16 protein-coding genes are annotated in these 20,974 nt (G+C 33.6%); 5 read left to right on the top strand and 11 right to left on the bottom strand.

All coding sequences use genetic code 11. The features are described from left to right. Positions 1 to 44: 44 nt before the first annotated feature. Both C1S72_RS14110 and C1S72_RS14105 read left to right on the top strand, forming a co-directional pair. Positions 45 to 947: a FecR family protein gene (locus tag C1S72_RS14110; RefSeq protein WP_104736387.1), complete on the top strand. Its 903-nt coding sequence runs from the start codon at positions 45 to 47 to the stop codon at positions 945 to 947. After that, positions 940 to 3,228: a TonB-dependent receptor plug domain-containing protein gene (locus tag C1S72_RS14105; RefSeq protein WP_104736386.1), complete on the top strand. Its 2,289-nt coding sequence runs from the start codon at positions 940 to 942 to the stop codon at positions 3,226 to 3,228. Before C1S72_RS14110 ends, C1S72_RS14105 begins: the two co-directional genes overlap by 8 nt. 40 nt (positions 3,229 to 3,268) lie before the next feature. On the opposite strand, the gene C1S72_RS14100 is transcribed toward C1S72_RS14105, so the two are convergent. From C1S72_RS14100 to C1S72_RS14090, 3 genes are all read right to left on the bottom strand, one after another. Continuing rightward, entirely contained in the window at positions 3,269 to 3,739 is a 471-nt protein-coding gene (locus C1S72_RS14100; protein WP_162920001.1) for a hypothetical protein, read from the bottom strand. 107 nt (positions 3,740 to 3,846) lie between these two features. Next, on the bottom strand, positions 3,847 to 5,625 hold the full coding sequence (gene argS, locus C1S72_RS14095; protein WP_104736384.1) for an arginine--tRNA ligase: 1,779 nt from the start codon (positions 5,623 to 5,625) through the stop codon (positions 3,847 to 3,849). 120 nt (positions 5,626 to 5,745) lie between these two features. Then, positions 5,746 to 5,949 carry a hypothetical protein gene (locus C1S72_RS14090; protein WP_104736383.1) on the bottom strand — a complete coding sequence of 68 codons (204 nt, stop codon included), beginning with the start codon at positions 5,947 to 5,949 and terminating at the stop codon, positions 5,746 to 5,748. Between the two features lie 386 nt (positions 5,950 to 6,335). Here C1S72_RS14090 and C1S72_RS14085 point away from each other — a divergent pair, with 386 nt between their 5' ends. Next, positions 6,336 to 8,405 (top strand): ATP-binding protein, encoded by a 2,070-nt coding sequence (locus C1S72_RS14085; protein ID WP_104736382.1) that lies wholly within the window; start codon positions 6,336 to 6,338, stop codon positions 8,403 to 8,405. On the opposite strand, the gene ctlX is transcribed toward C1S72_RS14085, so the two are convergent. Next, a complete protein-coding gene (gene ctlX, locus C1S72_RS14080; RefSeq protein ID WP_104736381.1) occupies positions 8,402 to 9,334 on the bottom strand; it encodes a citrulline utilization hydrolase CtlX in 933 nt (310 codons plus the stop codon). The genes C1S72_RS14085 and ctlX overlap by 4 nt on opposite strands. A gap of 104 nt (positions 9,335 to 9,438) precedes the next feature. Here ctlX and C1S72_RS14075 point away from each other — a divergent pair, with 104 nt between their 5' ends. Then, positions 9,439 to 9,948 (top strand): DUF3124 domain-containing protein, encoded by a 510-nt coding sequence (locus C1S72_RS14075; protein WP_104736431.1) that lies wholly within the window; start codon positions 9,439 to 9,441, stop codon positions 9,946 to 9,948. Continuing rightward, a complete protein-coding gene (locus C1S72_RS14070) occupies positions 9,949 to 10,647 on the top strand; it encodes a class I SAM-dependent methyltransferase (RefSeq protein WP_104736380.1) in 699 nt (232 codons plus the stop codon). 3 nt (positions 10,648 to 10,650) lie between these two features. On the opposite strand, the gene C1S72_RS14065 is transcribed toward C1S72_RS14070, so the two are convergent. The 7 genes from C1S72_RS14065 to porU all read right to left on the bottom strand — a co-directional run bounded on the left by C1S72_RS14065 (position 10,651) and on the right by porU (position 20,913). After that, positions 10,651 to 11,334: an SDR family NAD(P)-dependent oxidoreductase gene (locus tag C1S72_RS14065; RefSeq protein WP_104736379.1), complete on the bottom strand. Its 684-nt coding sequence runs from the start codon at positions 11,332 to 11,334 to the stop codon at positions 10,651 to 10,653. After that, a complete protein-coding gene (locus C1S72_RS14060) occupies positions 11,327 to 12,334 on the bottom strand; it encodes a M28 family metallopeptidase (protein ID WP_104736378.1) in 1,008 nt (335 codons plus the stop codon). The genes C1S72_RS14065 and C1S72_RS14060 overlap by 8 nt, the downstream gene beginning before the upstream one ends. Before the next feature lie 91 nt (positions 12,335 to 12,425). Further along, complete coding sequence (locus C1S72_RS14055; RefSeq protein ID WP_104736377.1) at positions 12,426 to 14,099, bottom strand: pyruvate dehydrogenase complex dihydrolipoamide acetyltransferase; 1,674 nt, start codon at positions 14,097 to 14,099, stop codon at positions 12,426 to 12,428. Positions 14,100 to 14,102: 3 nt separating this feature from the next. After that, a complete protein-coding gene (gene pdhA / locus C1S72_RS14050) occupies positions 14,103 to 15,101 on the bottom strand; it encodes a pyruvate dehydrogenase (acetyl-transferring) E1 component subunit alpha (protein WP_104736376.1) in 999 nt (332 codons plus the stop codon). Between the two features lie 90 nt (positions 15,102 to 15,191). Further along, positions 15,192 to 15,674, bottom strand: coding sequence for a cytidine deaminase (gene cdd, locus C1S72_RS14045; RefSeq protein ID WP_104736375.1), 483 nt, complete (start codon positions 15,672 to 15,674; stop codon positions 15,192 to 15,194). 94 nt (positions 15,675 to 15,768) lie between these two features. Beyond that, the gene (gene porV / locus C1S72_RS14040) at positions 15,769 to 17,007 is read right to left on the bottom strand and encodes a type IX secretion system outer membrane channel protein PorV (RefSeq protein WP_104736374.1); all 1,239 of its coding nucleotides are present in this window, start codon (positions 17,005 to 17,007) and stop codon (positions 15,769 to 15,771) included. Positions 17,008 to 17,040: 33 nt separating this feature from the next. Further along, positions 17,041 to 20,913 (bottom strand): type IX secretion system sortase PorU, encoded by a 3,873-nt coding sequence (gene porU / locus C1S72_RS14035; protein ID WP_104736373.1) that lies wholly within the window; start codon positions 20,911 to 20,913, stop codon positions 17,041 to 17,043. Positions 20,914 to 20,974: the final 61 nt, after the last annotated feature.

The raw sequence follows: 20,974 nt of genomic DNA, 5'->3' as shown, positions 1-20,974 counted from the left end.
AGGAGAAAAAGAGTCAAGTCTGTTATATATATGAAATACTGATTATGGATAGAGAATATTTAATAAAAAAATGGTTAGATCACGACTTGAATGCGGAAGAAGAAAGCGCTTTCAAAGCATTGGATGACTATCCTGATTTGAAAAAATTATCACATGCTCTAAAGGACTTCTCAGCTCCCGAATTTGATAATGAATCAGTATATTCTAAAATTCAAGAGAAAATTTCAACAAGTAACAATACAAAAAACAATACGGCTTGGTTTAAACCATTTTTAAGAATTGCCGCTGTTATCGCAGTCATTTTCAGCATGTATTATTATACAACAACACTTGATACCACAGCGGAAACCCTTTTAGCAGAAAAGACTGAAATCACCTTACCAGATCAAACATTAGTAACACTGAATGCTAAATCATCACTTACTTTCAATAAAAAGAATTGGAATTCAAAAAGAGATGTACATTTGGATGGCGAAGCCTTTTTTGATGTTGAAAAAGGATCAGAATTCACCGTTTTAACAAGTTCAGGAAACATAACTGTTCTTGGTACTGAATTCAATGTAAAAAACAGACATGACTATTTTGAAGTAACTTGCTATGAAGGTTCTGTAAAAGTCATTGCTAATACAAAAACCAAAGTGTTAAAACCTGGGGACCAGTTTTTAATTATTGATGGGAAATATATTGCTCAAGAAAAAGAAAAAAAGAAAAAACCAAGTTGGCTGGGTAACGAAAGTTATTTTAAGAGTATTCCTTACAAGTATGTGTTACGTGAATTTGAACGGCAATACAAAGTTTCATTTAATTCTGATGCCATTGATACTGAACGATTATACACAGGAAGTTTTGTTCACGACAATCAGGAATTAGCTCTAAAGACTATTACGCTACCTTTAAACCTTAACTTTAACATTAAAAACAGTGTGATTGTACTAAACCGTGAGTAGTATTAAAACAATAATTATTACCTGTTTATTTTTATGTAATTTTCTTTTAGTTCGTGCTCAAAATCAAACTAATAAGGAGCCGCTTTCTGATGTTCTAGAAATGTTATCAGAACAATATCAAGTTCGTTTTTCCTATGCCGATGAGCATGTGATTGGTAAAACTGTTAGGCTTCCTGATGAAGACCTATCTCTTGAAACCCTCATCACATTCTTACAAAAAGAAACCCTTTTGGTATTTCAGCAAATAGGTACTAATAACTATGTTATAAGAAATTCTATTACTGACACTCAATTTTTAGACGAAGTGCTTATCACCAAATTCTTAACTGAAGGAATTTCCATAAAAACTGATGGCACCTCTGAAATTAATCTTGATGAATTTGGCATATTACCTGGCTTGATTGAACCTGATGTTTTACAAACTATTCAAGCACTTCCGGGAATAACTAGTGTTGATGAGCGTGTATCTAACCTTAATATTCGAGGTGGAACAAATGATCAAAATCTTATTATGTGGGATGGCATAAAAATGTATCAATCAGGTCATTTTTTTGGTTTGATTTCTGCATTCAATCCCTCATTAATCAATGCTGTATCAATTTCTAAAAATGGTACAAGCGCCCAATTTGGCGACGGTGTTTCAGGAATAATTAATATGCATAGTTCTGATAGTATTCATGATAAAGTTCAAGGTGGATTTGGTAGTAATCTAATTGCCGCAGATGGTTATATTAAAGTACCTATTACTAAAAAAATTGGTGTTCAAGTTTCAGCAAGACGGTCGCTTACCGATGTTTTTAATACACCTACTTACAACCAGTATTTTGATAGGATTTTTCAAGATTCAGATTTAACTCAACAAAACAGTAATCGTATTACCCAAGACGAACGCTTTTATTTTTATGATGTTTCATCTAAAGTGATATTAAAACCCACCACAAAAGATCAAATAACTATAAGTGGTCTGAAAATATTTAATTCCTTGGATTATCACGAAACTTCAATTGCTAACAGCTTCAGTCAATCTTCAACCAGTAAACTGATACAAGAAAGTATGGCTTTGGGATTTGAATATAAACGAAATTGGCAATCCAAATTACAAACCACAATTACCGCCTCATTATCTAATTATGATTTAAACTCAAAAAACAACGATGTAAGTAATAATCAACGGCTCATCCAAGAAAATGATGTCAGAGACAATAGGTTTGAATTTCAAGCCAATTATCAAATAAATGGTAATTTAAATTATTTAGGAGGCTATCAATATGCAGAAATTGGCATGAGCAACCTAGAAGACGTTTCTAATCCTGAATATAGGCGTTACGTGAAAGAAGTGCTTCGGGCACACGGTCTATTTAACGAAGTTAGTTTTAAGTCTAATTCAGGAAAAACCTATGCCAGATTAGGGCTTCGCGCTAATTATATTGAACAGTTTTCTGACTTTTTTATGGAGCCTAGATTGGCAATCAATCAAAAGATTTCAAAAAACTTTAGGTTAGAACTATTAGCCGAACTGAAAAGTCAGACGGCTTCTCAAATAATTGATTTACAAGATGATTTTCTAGGTGTTGAAAAAAGGCGCTGGATACTTTCTAATAATGACGATATACCAATTATTCAAAGTCAGCAATTATCATTGGGAACACATTATAAAAAGAAATCACTGCTAGTTAGTTTGGAAGGATATATCAAACAGGTTGAAGGTATTACCTCTAGAAGTCAAGGGTTTCAAAACCAATATCAATATACCAACACCAGCGGCACCTATATAATATCAGGTTTAGATTTTTTAATTAACCAGCAATTTGATAACTGGAGTACTTGGTTAAGCTATTCGTTAAGTAAAAATGATTACACTTTTAATGATCTTAATAATGGCATTGACTTTCCCAATAACATTGACATAAGACACCAAATTACTTTTGCCGGAACCTATAGTATAAATAATTTAAAATTGGCTTTAGGCATGAATTGGCATTCCGGAAGACCTACAACAGGTTACAATACTGAAAACCCTATAGCCATTGGAAATATAAACTATAATGAACCAAACAGCAGTAATCTTTCAAGTTATTTTAGAACCGATTGTTCAGCGACATACAAATTTAAGCTTACCAAAAAATGGCAGGCACATTTAGGTGCTTCAATATGGAATCTATTTAATAGCAAAAATACCATTAACAACTATTATCAGCTAAACAACCAAAACACGGTTACCGAAATCAATACGCAATCTTTGGGTATAACACCAAATCTAACTTTTAAAATTAGTTTCTAAAAGTTATATCCAATTTCCTAGAAGACAGTAATTACGGTATTTATATTTTTCTAAAAGTCACCTTATCTGGATTACCACCACTGTTAGAATTCTCAACCAATTCAACAAAACTCTCATCAAAATTAATAATTTTCCAAGTTTTTGTTAGTTGAGAAAAAACTTCAGGTGAAGCAAAAGATAGATTAACTAAAATATCATCATTTGATCCATCAGTCACTGACCACGTCCCAATATAAGTTTCGAAACCATCAGAAGATTCAACTCTATTAGATTGAAAAAAATCAAAACCATAAAAGTTAAAGCTATCTGTTTCCTCTTGGTCATTGTGGTAATAATAACTTACCGTCCATGATTCATTTATTAACAATGTTTCTAAAACTTGATGTTGAGGAGTCCCTATTGGGCCTCCTCCACCATTACCTGCATCATCATCACTAGATGATGAGCATGACGGGAGCACAAATAACATTGAAAGAATTAAAATTTTCGTGGATAAAACTATTTTTTTCATAACTTAATTTTCAGTAAAATTATTAAAAAGAAATTTATTGCTTTCAATTTTAAACTATAAATTTTATAATAGTGATTAAATAAAGTATTATTTATGTTAAATAGACTCTACATTCTATCAGGCACCTGAATTCCTAATAGCGCGAATGCTTGTTTGATTGTTCTGCCAACTACATGTGATAATTGTACTCTAAATACTTTTTCTGCTTGGTCATCAGCCCCTAAGATAGAGACGTTTTGGTAAAATGAATTAAACTCCTTTACTAAATCATACGTATAATTAGCAATCAAAGCCGGACTGAAATTACTAGCTGCCAGTTGTACCATTTCTGGGAATAATTGAACTTGCTTAATCAGCTCACGTTCTTTATCATGTAAGTTTACAGGTGCTACGTGATTGCTGTAATCAAAATCTGCTTTACGTAAAATTGCCTGTATTCTGGCATAGGTATATTGAATAAAAGGCCCTGTGTTTCCTTGAAAATCTACAGATTCCTTGGGATCAAACAAAATACGTTTTCTAGGGTCAACTTTTAGAATATAATATTTTAAGGCTCCCAATCCAATAATATGGTAAAGTGCTTGCTTATCAGCTTCAGAATAACCATCTAATTTGCCTAACTCTTTTGAGATGTCTTCGGCAGTTTGCGCCATTTCATCCATCAAATCATCAGCATCAACTACAGTGCCTTCACGACTTTTCATTTTACCACTAGGCAAATCGACCATACCATAACTTAAATGGTATAAATTTTCTGCCCATTCAAAACCTAGTTTTTTAATGATTAGGAACAAAACCTTAAAATGGTATTCCTGTTCATTCCCAACCGTATAGACCATTCCTCCTACGTCAGGATAGTCTTTTACACGTTGAATGGCGGTTCCAATATCTTGGGTCATATAAACAGCAGTTCCGTCAGCACGTAGTACAATTTTTTCGTCCAAGCCATCATCGGTCAAATCACACCAGACTGAACCATCATCTTTTTTATAAAAAACACCCGTTTTTAGACCTTCTTCAACAAACTCTTTACCTAATAAATAGGTTTCACTTTCGTAATATAGTTTATCAAAGTCAACGCCCAGATTTTTATACGTGATATCGAACCCATCATACACCCAACCATTCATGGTTTCCCAAAGCTTTACAACTTCTTCATCACCTGCTTCCCATTTACGGAGCATATCTTGAGCTTCAACTAAAATCGGCGCTTTCTTTTTAGCTTCTTCTTCAGTTTGACCTTCAGAAATCAAATGGGTTATTTCTTTTTTGTACTCTTGGTCAAATTTTACATAGTAATTCCCAACCAACTTATCGCCTTTTACACCAGTGCTTTCAGGAGTTTCGCCATTACCAAAACGTTGCCATGCCAACATACTCTTACAAATATGAATGCCACGATCGTTGATAATTTGAGTTTTATAAACCTTTTTGCCAGAGGCTTTTAAAATTTCAGAAACACTATAACCCAGCAAGTTATTACGTATATGACCTAAATGCAACGGCTTGTTTGTATTTGGCGAAGAATATTCAACCATAACCGCTTTATCATTCGGTTTTGGCTTGATGGTACCAAATGCTTCATCATTAAAAATGTCATTAAAACTCTGAAGAAAATGACTATCCTGAATCTCAACATTCAAAAATCCTTTAACCACATTAAATCCCTTGACCTCATCAACATGTTCCATTAAATACTGACCAATGTTCTCTCCTATTTGAACAGGATTGCCTTTTACCACGCGTAACATAGAAAAAATAACAACCGTAATATCACCTGGAAACTCCTTACGCGTGGCTTGGAATTCAACAGTTGATAAATCACTATTATAAATTTGCTTTACAGCTTGCTTTACTGATTTTAAAAGCGTTTCCTGAAGATTCATGTCTGATTTTTTAAGACTGCAAAGATAAAACTTTTATTAAAGTGACACTTGTAAATATGTGATAATAAAAAAGCCTGTTTGTAGTTGTAAACAGGCTTTTTTTACACTAAAATTTAATGTTTATGATTTTTTACCACCCAAAAAACTTAATGCTACAGATGCGATTCCTAAAGCAATAGTGATATATGAATTATCATTATCTTGAGCTTCAATACTTAAATCACCTATTCCTACTGAAGCTTCTGGTGCAATAAGGGTATAAATACCGTAAATAACCAATATAATTCCAACTACTAGTAAGATCATTTTAACTGTTTTATTCATATGTTTTTGGTTTAAATTCTAATGAATATACTGAAAAAAAACAATATTCAAATTCGCGCTGTTTTATGACAAATCAGGATATCTAATTTAGACATTAGAGCCATTGTGCATTTCATCGATAAAAGTGTCGTTTTTCCAAGATTTATGCCGTTAATCGAGTAGTACTTTTTTTACAAAAAAACAGGCATCCATTTCAACTAATTTTTTGGCATTAAAACCTAAAAATTAGCTTTTTGCAAGGGTTTTGTTAATTTTTGTTTAGTAATGCTATTAATCCCCAAATTAATGAGCTTTCTTAAACTAACTAACATATCACAAGCTTCAATGATATCCTTGTTTTCTGTTTCAGAAAAAAGATATACCAATTGTTGTTGTGTATTTACTGTATGAAGAAATTAATTACTTTAATTATTTTCCTTTCTGTTTTTACTGGTTTTTCACAAACCATGGAACAGGACAGTCTTACCATACAGCTTGCTTTCCAAAAGGCTGACACCTCCAAAGTAAAAACCTCATTACGTCTTGTTAAAGTGCTTTATAATCAAGGGGATTACAATAAAGCATTGCAATACATTGCGCAAAGCGAAAAGCTTTCCAATGATTTGAATTATGAAAAAGGCATAGCCGAAATAACATACTACAAAGCAAAAATCTACGCCAAAAAGAATGATTATATCAATGCCATTGCCAATTATTCTAAATCTAAAGAATTGTTTTTAGCACAACAAGATACTTTAAGTGTTGCCAAGGTAAATAATAGCATTGGACTCATTGAAATTGAGCGTGGAAATTATAAAAAAGGACTTCAGCATGCGCTATCAGCTATTGAGGAATTGGAAAAACGTAATTTAAAGCGTGAATTGAGTTCCGCTTATAAAAGCCTGGCTACAGCTTATGAAAAAACCAATGATAGATTAAAATCAATTGAGTTTAACCTGAAGCGTCTTGAAATAGAGGAAGAATTACAAAACCAAGCAGGAATTATAAGTACCTACAAAACGCTAGCAGAACTATATTCTGAAGAAAAAGAAAATAGAAAAGCTATTGATTTTTACGAAAAAGTACTAAACCTAATTGGCACTGATAATGACTCCTTAAGAGGCGAAATTTTACCAAGATTGGGAGGTGAGTATCTCCAATTTAAAGATTACGAAGAAGCATCAGAATATCTTATTGAAGGATTACAACTTAATAGAAAGACAAATAATCAACTTGGTCTTTTAATCTCATTGAACAATTTAGGAAAATTGAATATTCAGCAAAAAAGAACCAAACTTGCCGATATTAGATTAAACGAAGCTGGAAATATTGCCAAGGCCATTAACAACAAATCAGAACTCTTAAAAAATTATGAATTAAGAAGGCAGTTGGATTCGACCAGCCGAAATTTTGAACGTGCATTTAAGTGGCAACGGGATTATTATGAGTTAAAAAGCAAATTAGATAAAGAAAAGATTATTAAACCTAGTTATTCTGACATTGACGAATCTACACTAAAAAATATTACCTCAACGGCTACATCAAATAACACGGCACTTATTGATGAACACAATAAAGAAACCCTCTTAAACGAAAAGAGGATTAAGGACTTAAAGCTTGTTGTATATGGGCTTATTGCTGCACTTTCAATAGTGCTTATCTTTTTTATATTAACCTATTTAAAAAGAAATAATAACCTGCAGTACACACAAGATTTAGAAGATAAAAACAAAAAGATTGAATTACAAAACGAAGCCATTTTAGAGCAAACGAAGCATTTAGAAGACATCAATAAAGTGAAGGATAAATTGTTCTCAATTGTTTCACATGATTTAAAAGACTCCTTGACATCTATTAAAGGGTTTATTGATTTATTAAAAGATGGACAACTTTCTCAAAGTGAATTCAACAATCTGATTCCCGAGTTAAGTGAGAATGCTAATAATGCCTCCATGTTACTATTCAATTTACTTAATTGGTCAAAATCTCAAATGCAATCGTTGGAATCAAACCCTTCTTTGTTTGATATTCAAGAGGTTTTTGAAGAAAAAGTGCAGTTACTGGAACAAAAAATGGACAAAAAAGGTATTTTGTTGAGAAACAAAACACTGCGTGATTTTGTGTATGCCGATAGAAGTATGGTAGAGATAGTCATCCAAAACTTATTGACTAATGCTATTAAATTTAGTAAGGAAGGTGACACCATCACCATATCAAACCACATAAGCAGCGGTAAATCCATTATTAGTATTTCAGATACTGGCGTGGGTATTTCTCCTGAAAATCAAAAGAAACTGTTTAAAAACAGTACGTTTACCACTGTGGGAACTGGCAACGAGAAAGGAACTGGTTTAGGTTTAAGCATCTGTAAAGAACTTGTTGATTTAAATCACGGTAAGATTTGGGTTGAAAGCGACCTTAATAGAGGCAGTACGTTCTACGTAGAACTACCTAAATCCAATCCGCAAAACACTTAATTTTTTGGCAAAAATACTTCTGCCATCATACAACGAGCACTACCACCACCACATGTTTCAATAGTTTCTAACGAACTAGATATAATAGGACAGAATTTTTCAATTTCTGTAATTTGAGCTTCAGTTAAACTATTATGAGCAGCTTGGCTCATTACCAAATAACGTTGATTTAAATGTCCTCTAACCTGCAACATGTTTCCAGCAAACTGATGCATTTGTGATTCAGTTATACTTATGATTGTTTTACCATCTTCTTTAAGACTCTTAACAACTTGCTTGCGCTCTTTTTTATCATCAATACTATCCAAGCAGATTACCGCAAATTTTTCTGCCAAACACATCATAACATTGGTATGATAAATAGGCAAACGTTCACCATCAACAGTTTGATTTGCTGTGAAAACTATGGGAGTGTATTCAAAATCTTCACAAAACTCAATAAAGAGTTCTTCATCTGCTCTTGGTGATAAAGCACAATATGCTTTATGATTTATTCTATCTAGCAACAAGCTACCTGTACCTTCCAAAAATACACCTTCTTCTTCGGCACTTGTATAATCAACAATGTTTTCAATCTTGAAACCTTCTTTTTCAAGTCTAATAAAAACCTCATCGCGTCTTTCTTTACGTCTATTTTCAGCAAACATTGGGTATAACGCAACATCACCATTTTCATGAAAGCTAACCCAATTATTTGGAAAAATAGAATCAGGCGTGTCCATTAATTTATCATCATTTTCAACAATAACATTAACACCAACAGCACGCAATTTTTCAACAAAAGCATCAAACTCCTCCTGTGCTTTAGCATTAATTTCAGCATTTTTTAAATCTAAGTCTTCCTGGAAGTAATTATTTACAGCTGTTTGCTCATTCATCCTAAAACTTACAGGACGAATCATTAAAATGGTATTTGTTGTTTGATGCATAGTATTCTAAAATTATGCAAAATTACTTCTTTTTAAAATGAAAAGCCATGCTACAAAACAATAAAATTGTTAAATTGAAAAACATTAATGTTAAAACATTTTTAATGAGATATTTTTTCATACCTCTGATACTAATTTTTAGTTTTTTGTCCTGTGAGAATGACAAAGAAATAAGTTCCATTGACCCAGTTAATTGGGAGAAACGACGTGTCACAATTGACATTAGTGACAGCTTAAGAATTGGGCAAAGCTATCTACCTGTATATTCTGAAATCTATAGCGAGTCAGAGCATCTTACCATAAATCTAACCGCTACAGTAAGCTTGAGAAATATAAACCCTAGTGAATCTATTTATTTGAATAAAGCAGCATATTATGATACTAAAGGTAACTTGATACGCACTTACTTTGATTATCCTATTTATATTAAACCACTTGAAACCATTGAAATAGTTATTGATGAAAGAGATACTACTGGTGGTGCAGGTGCCAATTTTGTATTTGATTGGGCTATAAATGAATCGCTACACGAACCTTTTTTTGAAGCTGTTATGATTTCAACTATTGAACAATTAGGAATTTCTTTTACTACTCAAGGTGTTACCATAAATTAAATGAAAAAGGAATTAATAGACGATATTATAGCTTGGGATATTGTAAACTGGTCTAAAAGTTTTGATTTTTGGAAAAAACATTTAGATGTCAAAGACAAAGGTTATCAATGTCTTGAATTGGGTGCAAGACAAGGTGGTTTGTCATTATGGCTAGCATTAAATAACAACCAAGTCATTTGTTCAGATGTAAGTTATACAGATCAACAGCATGAATTGGATAAAACCATTGCACTTCACAAAAAGCATGGTTGCGAACAAAACATAACCTATAAAGCCATAGATGCATCAAATATTCCTTATGAAAATCATTTTGATTTAGTAGTCTTCAAGTCGGTGTTAGGAGGCGTCAGCATTGATTCAGGTAAGCGTTTGGAACAACAAACAATTGATTCTATTTATAAAAGCTTAAAACCTGGCGGACGTGTGGTGTTTATTGAAAACTTGGAGGGTTCTTTTTTACATATGTATGCTAGAAAGAAATTTGTAGGCTGGGGAAGTCAGTGGTATTATATGAAATTGAATGACATTGTAAAACTATTTAATTCTTACAAAAGTCTTGAATATAAAACAGTAGGTTTTTTTGGTGCCTTTGGAAAAACAGAAAAGCAACGTCAAATGCTCGGCAAACTAGATACTTTGATTGAAAAATTAATTCCCAAACACAATCGTTATGTTATGATTGGCATTGCAAAAAAATAATATTTAAGGCGTTGAGTTGGATACCTGCAGCGTTTTTCCGTTGTAAAATTTTTGTCCATTTAAGGCAAAATCAAGAATGTAATTTGCCATTTCTAAAGCTGTAGTAGGTGCCTGATAATCTGGAAATGCCTCTTCTAACATTTCAGTTTGCACAGCACCTAAAGCCAAAGCGTTAAATGATATACCAGAATCTTTATACTCCTCTGCCAATAATTCAGTTAATGTAATGACTGCCCCTTTACTTGAGCTGTAAGCCGAAAGTCCTGGAAATTTCATACTACCTTGAATGCCACCCATCGAGCTAATGGTAACAACATGACTCCCTTTATTCATGAAAGCTAATACTGTTCTAATCATTTCAGAAACACCAAAAACATTAGTTCGGTAAACCTTTTCAAAATCGGCAATAGTTGTTTCAACAAAAGGCTTGTTTAATAACATTCCTGCATTATTAATTAAGACATCGACATGTCCCCATTCTTTGTCAATGAATTTAGATACTTTTTGATAATCAGATTGGTTACACAAATCAAATGCAAATGACGTAATATTATCAAAATGCATGTTATTTACAGGTTGTGCATTTCTAGACAGTGCCAATATATTGAATCCCTGTTTGGCAAATAAATGTACTAACTCAAAACCAATACCACGACTTGTTCCTGTAATAATTATATTCTTACTCATCTTTCAATACAACTTCTTTATTTTCAGTATTCATCATACCTTGCAATGCAGGAATCATTTTTACAACAAAATTAGCCATATGATCATAATCCATTTTATCGGCTTCATCATCAACATGATGATAATAATCAAAATTGGAGAAATCAAATGTTGAAATGGCATGTGCAGGAATATTTAAAGCCTTATAAAACGGATAATTATCTGACCTCATAAACAGTTGAAATTCTTTTGCTTGAGGAAAAAATCCTACAACCTCCTCTCCAGCGTATTTATTAAGTGTTTCAGCAAAATTCGACCGTTCATACCCACTCATATACGATAAAGATTTATCAGATGCTCTTGGCACACCTATCATTTCAAAATTAATCATGGTATAAGCATTTATACCTTCTGCTTTCAATCTTTCTGCTAAATGCCCTGAACCTTTTAACCCCATTTCTTCTGCCGCATATAAGGTTACCAGAATACTGCGTTTATTAGTTTTGCTTTTCGCAAAATATTTAGCAAACTCCATAGCTGCAATAGTACCTGATGCATCATCATTGGCACCATTAGCAATCTTATCGCCATTAACTTCTTTTCCCATTCCAATATGATCGTAATGACCTCCGAGAATTATATACTCATTTTTGAGCTTGGGGTCATTTCCTTCAACAACTCCAACAATATTATAACCTATAATATCCTTAAGTCTAAAACTGTCACGATAGGTTTCAAAATAAGGTTTGATATCATTTGTCATTAAAAAATTTTCTATAAATACTGCAGCCTTTTCAATACCAACTGAACCTGTAGCTCTTCCTTCTAGATCATCTGAAGCGAGAAAAAACATACTTTCTTTGATTGATTTTTTAAAATCAGACGCTTCAAGATTCACCTTTACATCTTTAGCTGGAACGCTATATGTAGTTTCTTCTTTATTGGTATTAGATACTTCTGTCTTTGTTGCTTTACAATTGTAAAACAATAAAAAAGTAAAGATTATAAGAATGCTTTTCATTGATAGAATTTTAATTTGTTTAAAGATAAAAAAAATCCCACTTGAAATATTTGTAGTGGGATTTATATTATTCTTACTAGCTTATTCTAGATTATACCAACATGGTAATTGGATTTTCAATATATCCTTTGAGTGTTAGTAAAAACTCTGACCCTGTTGCACCATCAACAGTTCTATGATCACAAGCCATGGTTAATTTCATGGTATTACCCACAACAATTTGTCCGTTTTTCACCACAGGCTTTTCTTTTATAGCACCAACTGATAATATGGCTGAATTAGGCTGATTTATAATGGATGTGAAGCTTTCGATTCCGAACATACCAAGATTGGAAATAGTAAACGTACTGCCTTCCATTTCTTGAGGAGTTAACTTCTTATTTCTAGCTTTTACAGCATAATCCTTAACAGCTGCACCAATTTGAGGTAAGCTTTGTTCGTTGGCAAAACGCACAACAGGAACAACCAAACCATCAGGTACAGCAACCGCAACACCAATATGCACATGGTTATTTAATTGCATACGATCGTCAAACCATTGCGAATTGACTTGTGGATGTTGTTTTAAAGCCAATGCACAAGCCTTTATTACAATATCATTATATGAAATTTTCGTGTCTGGAATTGAATTGTATTGCTGACGAAAAGCAATGGCATTTTCCATATCAAACTCAACATTCAAATAATAATGAGGCGCAGTAAATTTAGATTCAGCAAGGCGCTTGGCAATAACCTTACGCATTTGTGAATGCTTTACCTCATCAAAATCTTCTTGTCCAGAAGGCACAAATTTACCAACAGATGCTGCTGAACTAGCTGCAGGATTATAATTTTCAATATCACGCTTAACAATGCGACCATTTTCACCTGATCCTTTGACTTGTGACAGATTAATATGGCGTTCTTCCGCCATTTTTTTAGCCAGCGGAGAAACAAATAGTCTTCCGTTTGAAGTTGATGTAGTTGATTTTGTTGCTTCTACTGGATTCGAAGCAACAGCTTCTTTTTTAGGTTCGGCTTTAGGCTTTTCTACAGGCTTTGATTCTTCCTTTTTAGCTTCAGAAGTATCTCCAGGTGGTTTAAAATTCTTTGCAATATCCGAAACCGCTGTTCCTTCAGGTCCAATTATGGCTAATAAAGCATCAACTTTAGCCGATTCACCTTCTTGCAACCCAACATGTAATAAAGTCCCAGATTGAAACGATTCAAACTCCATTGTAGCCTTATCTGTTTCAATTTCAGCAAGAATATCACCTTCTTCAACCTTGTCTCCTACTTTCTTTAACCATGTAGCGACAGTCCCTTCTTCCATGGTATCACTTAAACGCGGCATGGTTACTACTGTCACACCATCGGGTAATTCTGTTTTACTATCGTCATTTGAAGCTTCTTCAGAAGAATCTTGCTTCTTTGATTCTGATTCTTCGTTTTTTGAATTATCATCTGCGTTCTTATCTTCTTCTTCAGAAGTTTTATTGTCAGCCGTGTTTTTGGTGCTACCATTTAACAAGTCTGAAATATCTTCTCCTTCATCACCTATAATTGCCAAAAGCTCATCAACTTTAGTAGTTTCGCCTTCCTGAACACCAATATGCAATAAAGTCCCTTCGTGAAATGACTCAAATTCCATAGTGGCTTTGTCAGTTTCAATTTCAGCGAGAATATCACCTTCTTCAATTTTGTCACCCACTTTCTTTAACCAAGTAGCAACGGTTCCCTCCTCCATGGTATCACTCAAACGAGGCATATTTATAATCTCTGCCATAGCTTATAATTTATGTTGTAAAAATGGATAATCTTCTTGTTCATAAACAGCATCATACATCAGGCTCTTTTCTGGCCATGGGGACTCTTCAGCAAACTTTTCACATTCACTTACCAAATCTTTAACGCGTTTATCAATCTTTTTAATATCGGCTTCAGTAGCATATTTCTTTTCAAGAATAATATCCTTTACTTGATTTATTGGGTCTATTTTCTTGTATTCTTCAACCTCATCCTTGGTTCTATAATGTTGAGCATCACTCATGGAATGTCCTCGATAGCGATAGGTTTTCATCTCTAAAAATGTTGGACCATCACCTCTACGAGCTCTTTCTATAGCTTCATGCATAGCTTCAGCAACCTTCACAGGATTCATACCATCAACAGGTCCACAAGGCATTTCATAACCTAGTCCGAGTTTCCAAATATCAGTATGGTTTGCTGTTCTTTCTACAGATGTCCCCATAGCATATCCATTATTTTCACAAACGAATACGACTGGTAATTTCCAGTTCATGGCCATATTAAAAGTCTCATGTAAAGACCCTTGTCTTACAGCTCCATCTCCCATGTAACAAAGAGTTACAGCACCTGTTTCATGATACTTATCTCCAAATGCCATACCCGCACCTAAAGGAATTTGACCTCCAACTATACCATGACCTCCATAAAAACCATGCTCTTTTGAGAAAATGTGCATGGAACCACCCAAACCTTGTGAAGTACCAGTTGCTTTTCCATACAACTCTGCCATCACTCGTTTTGGATCAACTCCCATACCAATTGGTTGTACGTGGTTTCTGTAAGCAGTAATCATTTTATCTTTGGATAAATCCATAGCGTGTAAAGCTCCAGCTAGCACAGCTTCTTGACCATTGTATAAGTGAAGAAATCCTCTTACTTTTTGTTGGATGTAAACTGCAGCAAGTTTATCTTCAAACTTCCTCCAGAACAACATATCTTCATACCAATTAAGGTAAACTTCTTTTGTTATTTTCTGCATTGGTTACGTTAATTAAGTAAACGATTAACAAAAGTAACACTTTAGTTAGTAATGAAAAAACTGAAAATCGTAAAATTTACTCCGAAATCGTTATAGAAATGATTTATCAAAAACTAATGGTAATAAATTGGCTAGAGAGTTTGATTTCGCAACTTTGCCAGTTTCACCCATAAAATAAATTTCTATTGGTGCATCTTGTTTAACTTCATATTCAGCAATGGCTTGCCTACAAGCACCACAAGGAGGAATAGGTGTAACTGTTTGATGAATTCTTGAACCAGCAGTTACGGCTATTCTAACAATTTTGGCATCTGGGTATTTGGCTCCAGCATAATAAATGGCCGTTCTCTCTGCACATAATCCTGAAGGATACGATGCATTTTCCTGATTGTTGCCAGTTACAACCTCATCATTGTCTAATAAAATAGCAGCTCCAACACTAAATTTTGAGTAAGGTGCATAAGCGTTTTCTCTAGCGGCCATAGCTTGTTTCATTAAAGATGCTACATTTACTGGTAATTCATCAAAATTATCAAACACTTGCAGTACTGATTCTATTTTTACTTCTTTCATATTGTAGTATAGGCACTAAATTAAGAAACTATTTTAGACAAAAAAACTATTGCAATGCAATAGTTTTTTGAATTATTTTTACGATATCATTTTACTAATATTCTTGATAAGCTCCTCTGTCTATATTAAATGACAGTGAAAACCTCAAAGTATTCTCTAATGGGTTTTGTACTTTAGACGATGAGAATAAATACGAAAGGTCAACACCAATAATATTATACTTAAATCCAGCTCCTATAGCAAAAAACTGTCTTGCTCCTTTTTCTTCAGCCTCATGGAAGTATCCAGCGCGAATAGCAAATGAATCTTGATAAGTATATTCAGCACCCAATGCCCAAGTCCATTCTTTCATCTCTTCACTAAAACCACCTGGCGCATCACCGAATGACTGAAACATCCCTTGAAAAAATCCAACGTTAGGATCTTTACCATCAATTATAACATTTGGTGTAACAACAGCACCTAACTCATCTTCTTCAGGATCATATTGCCCATTTCCATTTGTATCAGTATATTCATATTCTGTACCATAAACAGGAGGTGTTGGCACCAACAGTTTAGTAACTTCAGCCGTAACAGAAATTTTATTAAAATCGTCCAAAATAAAATCAAAACCACCGCCTAAACGTAATGTTGTTGGCTGAAAGTTTTCCTGTCCGCCTTCATCATATTTAAATTTTGGACCAATATTCTGTATGGCAAACGCCAATCTAGTTCTACCATTAAAACTGTTATAGGCTTGTTCCTCACTTTGATAATAACCTGAAATATCCACTCCAAATGTATTAGCTGCGATAGCCTCGGGATCAACGGCATCAATTTTTAAATCAGAACGCACATAACGCATGGTCACACCCATAGCAAATTGTTCACTTAACTTTAGAGAATAAGATGCATCTAATGCCATTTCATTAGGCTTGACTATTAGCGGTGTCGAATTTTCATCTTGAACCAATTCTATTTCGCCCAATCCAAAATATTTAAAACTAGCAGCAAAAGCACTTCGCTCATTAATTTTATTGAAATATGTCAGGTATCCTAACGAGATATCTTTTACAATTTTGGTTAAATATGGCGTATAACTAACGCCTACACCTTGTTTGGTTTCAGAAAAAGCATATTTGGAGGCATTCCATTGTTGTGAGAAAACATCAACAGATGTTGCCACACCCATGTCTCCCATAGCTGCACCACGAGCTTCGGGCGCCACTAGCAAAAATGGCACACCAGTTGTAATGACTCGGGAATCAAAATTATTTGGCAACACAACAGTTTGTGCTTTAACAAAGGATGCTGTTAAAATTACAATGAGTATTAAAATTCGGTTTTTCATGTATTCAATTTATTTAGCAAATATAATTTTTTATTATAGTATTACAAGTTTCTCAATTTTTTCAACGGTCTTGTTTAAAAACGGTGATCTAACCGTTAACTTATAGATATAGACACCTTTTCCTATTCTATCTCCAAAATCATCACGTCCATCCCAAATAATATCCCTTGATAATGCTGAAGTTCCTTTCCCACAACATTCTGATGTATTTGTTTGACCATTTAAGGTTCTAACCAATTTACCAGAAACAGTGAATATCTGTACTGAAACGTCTAAAGGGTCTGAACTATTGTGATTAAACCAAAATTCTGTGTAATTAACAAAGGGATTTGGATAATTTAGTACATTGTTAATAACAAGACTTTGATTTTCATCATGAACAACAAACTGAATTTCTGATGTTGATGAATTGTTATAAACATCCCACGCTTTTAGCGTTAAAGTGTGTAATCCTGGTTCTAAATCACGGAGCGGGTAGTTTGCAGAACCACGTTGATAGTTATCCAATTCCGTTTCATAATAATCATTAAGCACATATTGATTTGTTTCATCACCATCTAAGATGGCTACGATATCATGACCAATTCCATTGGCAGTATTTATGCCATTGTCATCCTCAAGTTTCACCAATAAACTAGGCGATTCATTTGTAATACCACCAGACACAAAGCTTTCATCGTTCATATATAGATTGATTACTGGGCCTGTATTATCTTCAGGTGCATTGGTATTTAAACCTCCGATTACAACATCGGTAACATTAGCACCTGATTGATTCTCTAAAGCATCATTTCTTTTAGCATAAAAGCTAACTTTACCATTACCTTCAGGAATTTCAATATCTCTAGGAACTATAAATTCAAATTCAAACTCACCATTTGAAACGGATGCTTGACCTCTAAAAATGGCAGGGCCTAATGTTTCAAAATTCATTCTAATTAACTGGCCGTTTTCTCTAGTTCGATCATTTGCCAATGTCTGTCTTTCAATATTCTTGTCATAAACAACCGCTGACAAGACACCATTATAATTATTAAGCAAATTACCTTGTAAATCAACAACTTCACCAGAAAGCTTCACGCGGCTTAGTGCTTGTAATACTTCAGTCGATTGTGCTACTGGAACATCGTTAATTTTAGTCAGACGTATATTTGGTTCTGGGAAAGCCAATTTCATAGCTGGGTCACCAATAAAGAACACCAATCTTTTCTGACCAGCACTAGATACTAAAGGATCAATTTTTGTAAGTCTTAAAGCCTCTGCCATAGTTGGGTATTCATAATCGCTGTAATCATCATTATCACTATATGAAAATAAATACTCACTCAACGTTTCATTAAAATTTCTTCCAACATTTACAAAAATCTGCCTAGTTGTTGTAATTAACGCTATGGCTCCACCATCTTTATTCCAATAAGTAAACTCTCCAGCAGTAGGTCTTAAAGGATTATCAAATCTTGTATATTCACAAGTTACTGTCACAAAGCAGTTGAGTTTACATACGTTATTTAAGTTTTGTGCGTCAGGTTTCTCAAATATTCTTTCTTTAGCTAACCCATCTTCACCACCATGTCCAAAATAATTCACTACCAATGCTCCTGTTTCTATGGCATTTGCCATTGCAACTGTAACACGCGGATAGCGATCACCACCTGCTGAAGATTCTTGAAGGTAAGCGTCAGAGTGAATTTTAATTGCATTAATAAATGGTTTTTCTTCCGAAACCTCATTTGCAATTCTATCAGTTGTTAATTGCAAATCTTTTTCCCAAGCCTCATCTACGTCATCAGAAACAACTAAAAAATTATTTCGCCAATTTCCATAGGATGCATCCACGTAATAAGACTCTATTTTATCAACCATTTCTTTAGCTCGTTGAGGTGTTTCAGCCAAAATTCTTCCAACAGCAATATCTAATTTATTAAAGGTTTGCATACCTCCTTCATTTTCATCCATCATGCCATAAAAATCATCCGACACAAAAGACCCAGTAAGCGTAAAGCTATCATAAGCATGCCAAGAAGGGACGTTGTTTGTATTATAGGAAAGTCTATTCTTATAATCATAAGATCCATCACCAAAAAGACATAGATATTTTAAACGTCTTTGATCAGTGCTCGCATTATCATATACATATTTTACAAAATTTCTTATCGCTCCAATATCTTGATTACTTGTACTAAATTCCTTATATATTTGAGTCAATCTCACAACCTTAACATTCAAGCCGTATTGATTTCTATTAATTTGAGCAAGACGCTCTGCTTGATTATAAAAATTATTAGGTGTTATAATGATGTAATCAATATCCTCAAAAACACCTTGAGCATTATTGAAGATAGTTCCTTTAAGATTTTGATTACTGACCGATGGATTAGAGACCATTATAGGTTGATAAAAATTATTATTACCAACCACGGCATATTTTTTTAAAGTTCCTAATGGCGACGTAAAACTCATCGTTGCATTGGAATCTGTATTAAGAAAATTCCCTACATTGTAAATATCCGTCACATCCCATATCTCTTTGACTTGAGCTGTATTAGACACATTATACTGCGCAATACCCGAAGCAGTTTCTACATCTTTATTATAAAATGTAAGTTGACCTCCCGGATAATTAAGATTACGTTTAGTTTCTAATGAAATGTAATCAATATAACCTTTTGCTGAAGGGTTTCCACCATTATCATAGCTTAGAGCTACATTAATATTGCCAGAACTTACATTTATCATCCCTTCATAAACAGCTTCACTAGCCAAAGTGGCATCGCTTACCGCAGGAATGGTTAATGTTGACACAGCATTGCCATTTACATTTACCTGCATGCTGGTGGCTATTTCAGAAGTTGAAGCAACAATAACCTTCAAGTTTACGGGCTCACTGGTAATAATATCTGGAAAATTAAATTCAAATGTTTTATTGGTTTCAATATCAAACTTATCCCCAAACCATCTCCTTCCAACACTTGCTAAATTATACTCGTCTAATTCATGAAACTTATAACTATCAAAAGTATCTACAACCAAATCAATATTGCCTGAAGGCTGTATAAAGGGTTGAATGCGCTTACCATTTCCTGGACTTATATTTATAAAATAATTAGTGTAATCTGTATAACAATTAATATTGGTGTTTCTACTCGCATCATATCCTTTTGGACCCTCGGCATAGAATAATATATAATCTTGATCATTAAAATAACCATCGGTTTCACCAATAATTCTTATGGCGTTTTCCTGAATATCATAAGGATATGGTTCTGAATTTTCATAAGGTATCATTCTACCACCATTTCCATATAATTTTATACGTCTTGGATCAATATTATTGATATCAATTCCTAATTGCTCTAAAAAGTTTTTAGAAATTTTATAGACGCCTGTTTTATCAACTTGAAATTTATACCAACTTCCAGAACTCAAAACAGAATTGGTAATATTCCTTCTGTATGAATTTCTAGAACTAAAGTTTGAATTTTGATAAGAAACTGTGAACGCTGTCACCTTCTTGTAAGAGCCGTTTTCATTTATTATTGGTGATAATGTAAAAAAAGCAGAATTTTTATCTCTTGCTTTGGCGTTATGAAGCTCGTATTTTAATTGACTTGATATAGAGTTAAGATCTAAACCTGCCAGTTCTGCCCTAGATATTGGGGCATAAGAAACATTTGTAACTCTTACCGAATTCTCATCAATTACTTGCTGAATATCCCATTGCGCTGTGAATTGAATACCAGTACTAACATCATAGCTAAAATGTTCCGAATTGAAACTAGGCACAGAAATCCTGTACGATTCTGTTTCAACAATTTTAGCCGTTCCCCAAGTAATATTGAATGTACGTTGTTGCGCAAAAACTGCAAAAGTAGCTAATATGGCTAGTAGTGTAATCTTCTTTTTCATTACACAAATAACGTGTTTTAACATGTGTTATTATGAAAAATGATATAATTTTAAAAAACGA

The sequence above is a fragment of the Hanstruepera ponticola genome (genome assembly GCF_002940745.1).
GTDB lineage: Bacteria > Bacteroidota > Bacteroidia > Flavobacteriales > Flavobacteriaceae > Hanstruepera > Hanstruepera ponticola.
This window is presented reverse-complemented; position numbering and strand designations above follow the sequence as displayed.

Bases quoted from the DNA above. Each gene is read 5' to 3' on its own strand.
- C1S72_RS14090 (WP_104736383.1), bottom strand. From the start codon at position 5,949: ATGAATAAAACAGTTAAAATGATCTTACTAGTAGTTGGAATTATATTG.
- ctlX (WP_104736381.1), bottom strand. From the start codon at position 9,334: ATGCATCAAACAACAAATACCATTTTAATGATTCGTCCTGTAAGTTTT.
- C1S72_RS14070 (WP_104736380.1), top strand. From the start codon at position 9,949: ATGAAAAAGGAATTAATAGACGATATTATAGCTTGGGATATTGTAAAC.
- C1S72_RS14110 (WP_104736387.1), top strand. From the start codon at position 45: ATGGATAGAGAATATTTAATAAAAAAATGGTTAGATCACGACTTGAAT.
- porU (WP_104736373.1), bottom strand. From the start codon at position 20,913: ATGAAAAAGAAGATTACACTACTAGCCATATTAGCTACTTTTGCAGTT.
- C1S72_RS14085 (WP_104736382.1), top strand. From the start codon at position 6,336: ATGAAGAAATTAATTACTTTAATTATTTTCCTTTCTGTTTTTACTGGT.
- pdhA (WP_104736376.1), bottom strand. From the start codon at position 15,101: ATGCAGAAAATAACAAAAGAAGTTTACCTTAATTGGTATGAAGATATG.
- argS (WP_104736384.1), bottom strand. From the start codon at position 5,625: ATGAATCTTCAGGAAACGCTTTTAAAATCAGTAAAGCAAGCTGTAAAG.
- C1S72_RS14075 (WP_104736431.1), top strand. From the start codon at position 9,439: ATGAGATATTTTTTCATACCTCTGATACTAATTTTTAGTTTTTTGTCC.
- cdd (WP_104736375.1), bottom strand. From the start codon at position 15,674: ATGAAAGAAGTAAAAATAGAATCAGTACTGCAAGTGTTTGATAATTTT.
- porV (WP_104736374.1), bottom strand. From the start codon at position 17,007: ATGAAAAACCGAATTTTAATACTCATTGTAATTTTAACAGCATCCTTT.
- C1S72_RS14055 (WP_104736377.1), bottom strand. From the start codon at position 14,099: ATGGCAGAGATTATAAATATGCCTCGTTTGAGTGATACCATGGAGGAG.
- C1S72_RS14065 (WP_104736379.1), bottom strand. From the start codon at position 11,334: ATGAGTAAGAATATAATTATTACAGGAACAAGTCGTGGTATTGGTTTT.
- C1S72_RS14060 (WP_104736378.1), bottom strand. From the start codon at position 12,334: ATGAAAAGCATTCTTATAATCTTTACTTTTTTATTGTTTTACAATTGT.
- C1S72_RS14100 (WP_162920001.1), bottom strand. From the start codon at position 3,739: ATGAAAAAAATAGTTTTATCCACGAAAATTTTAATTCTTTCAATGTTA.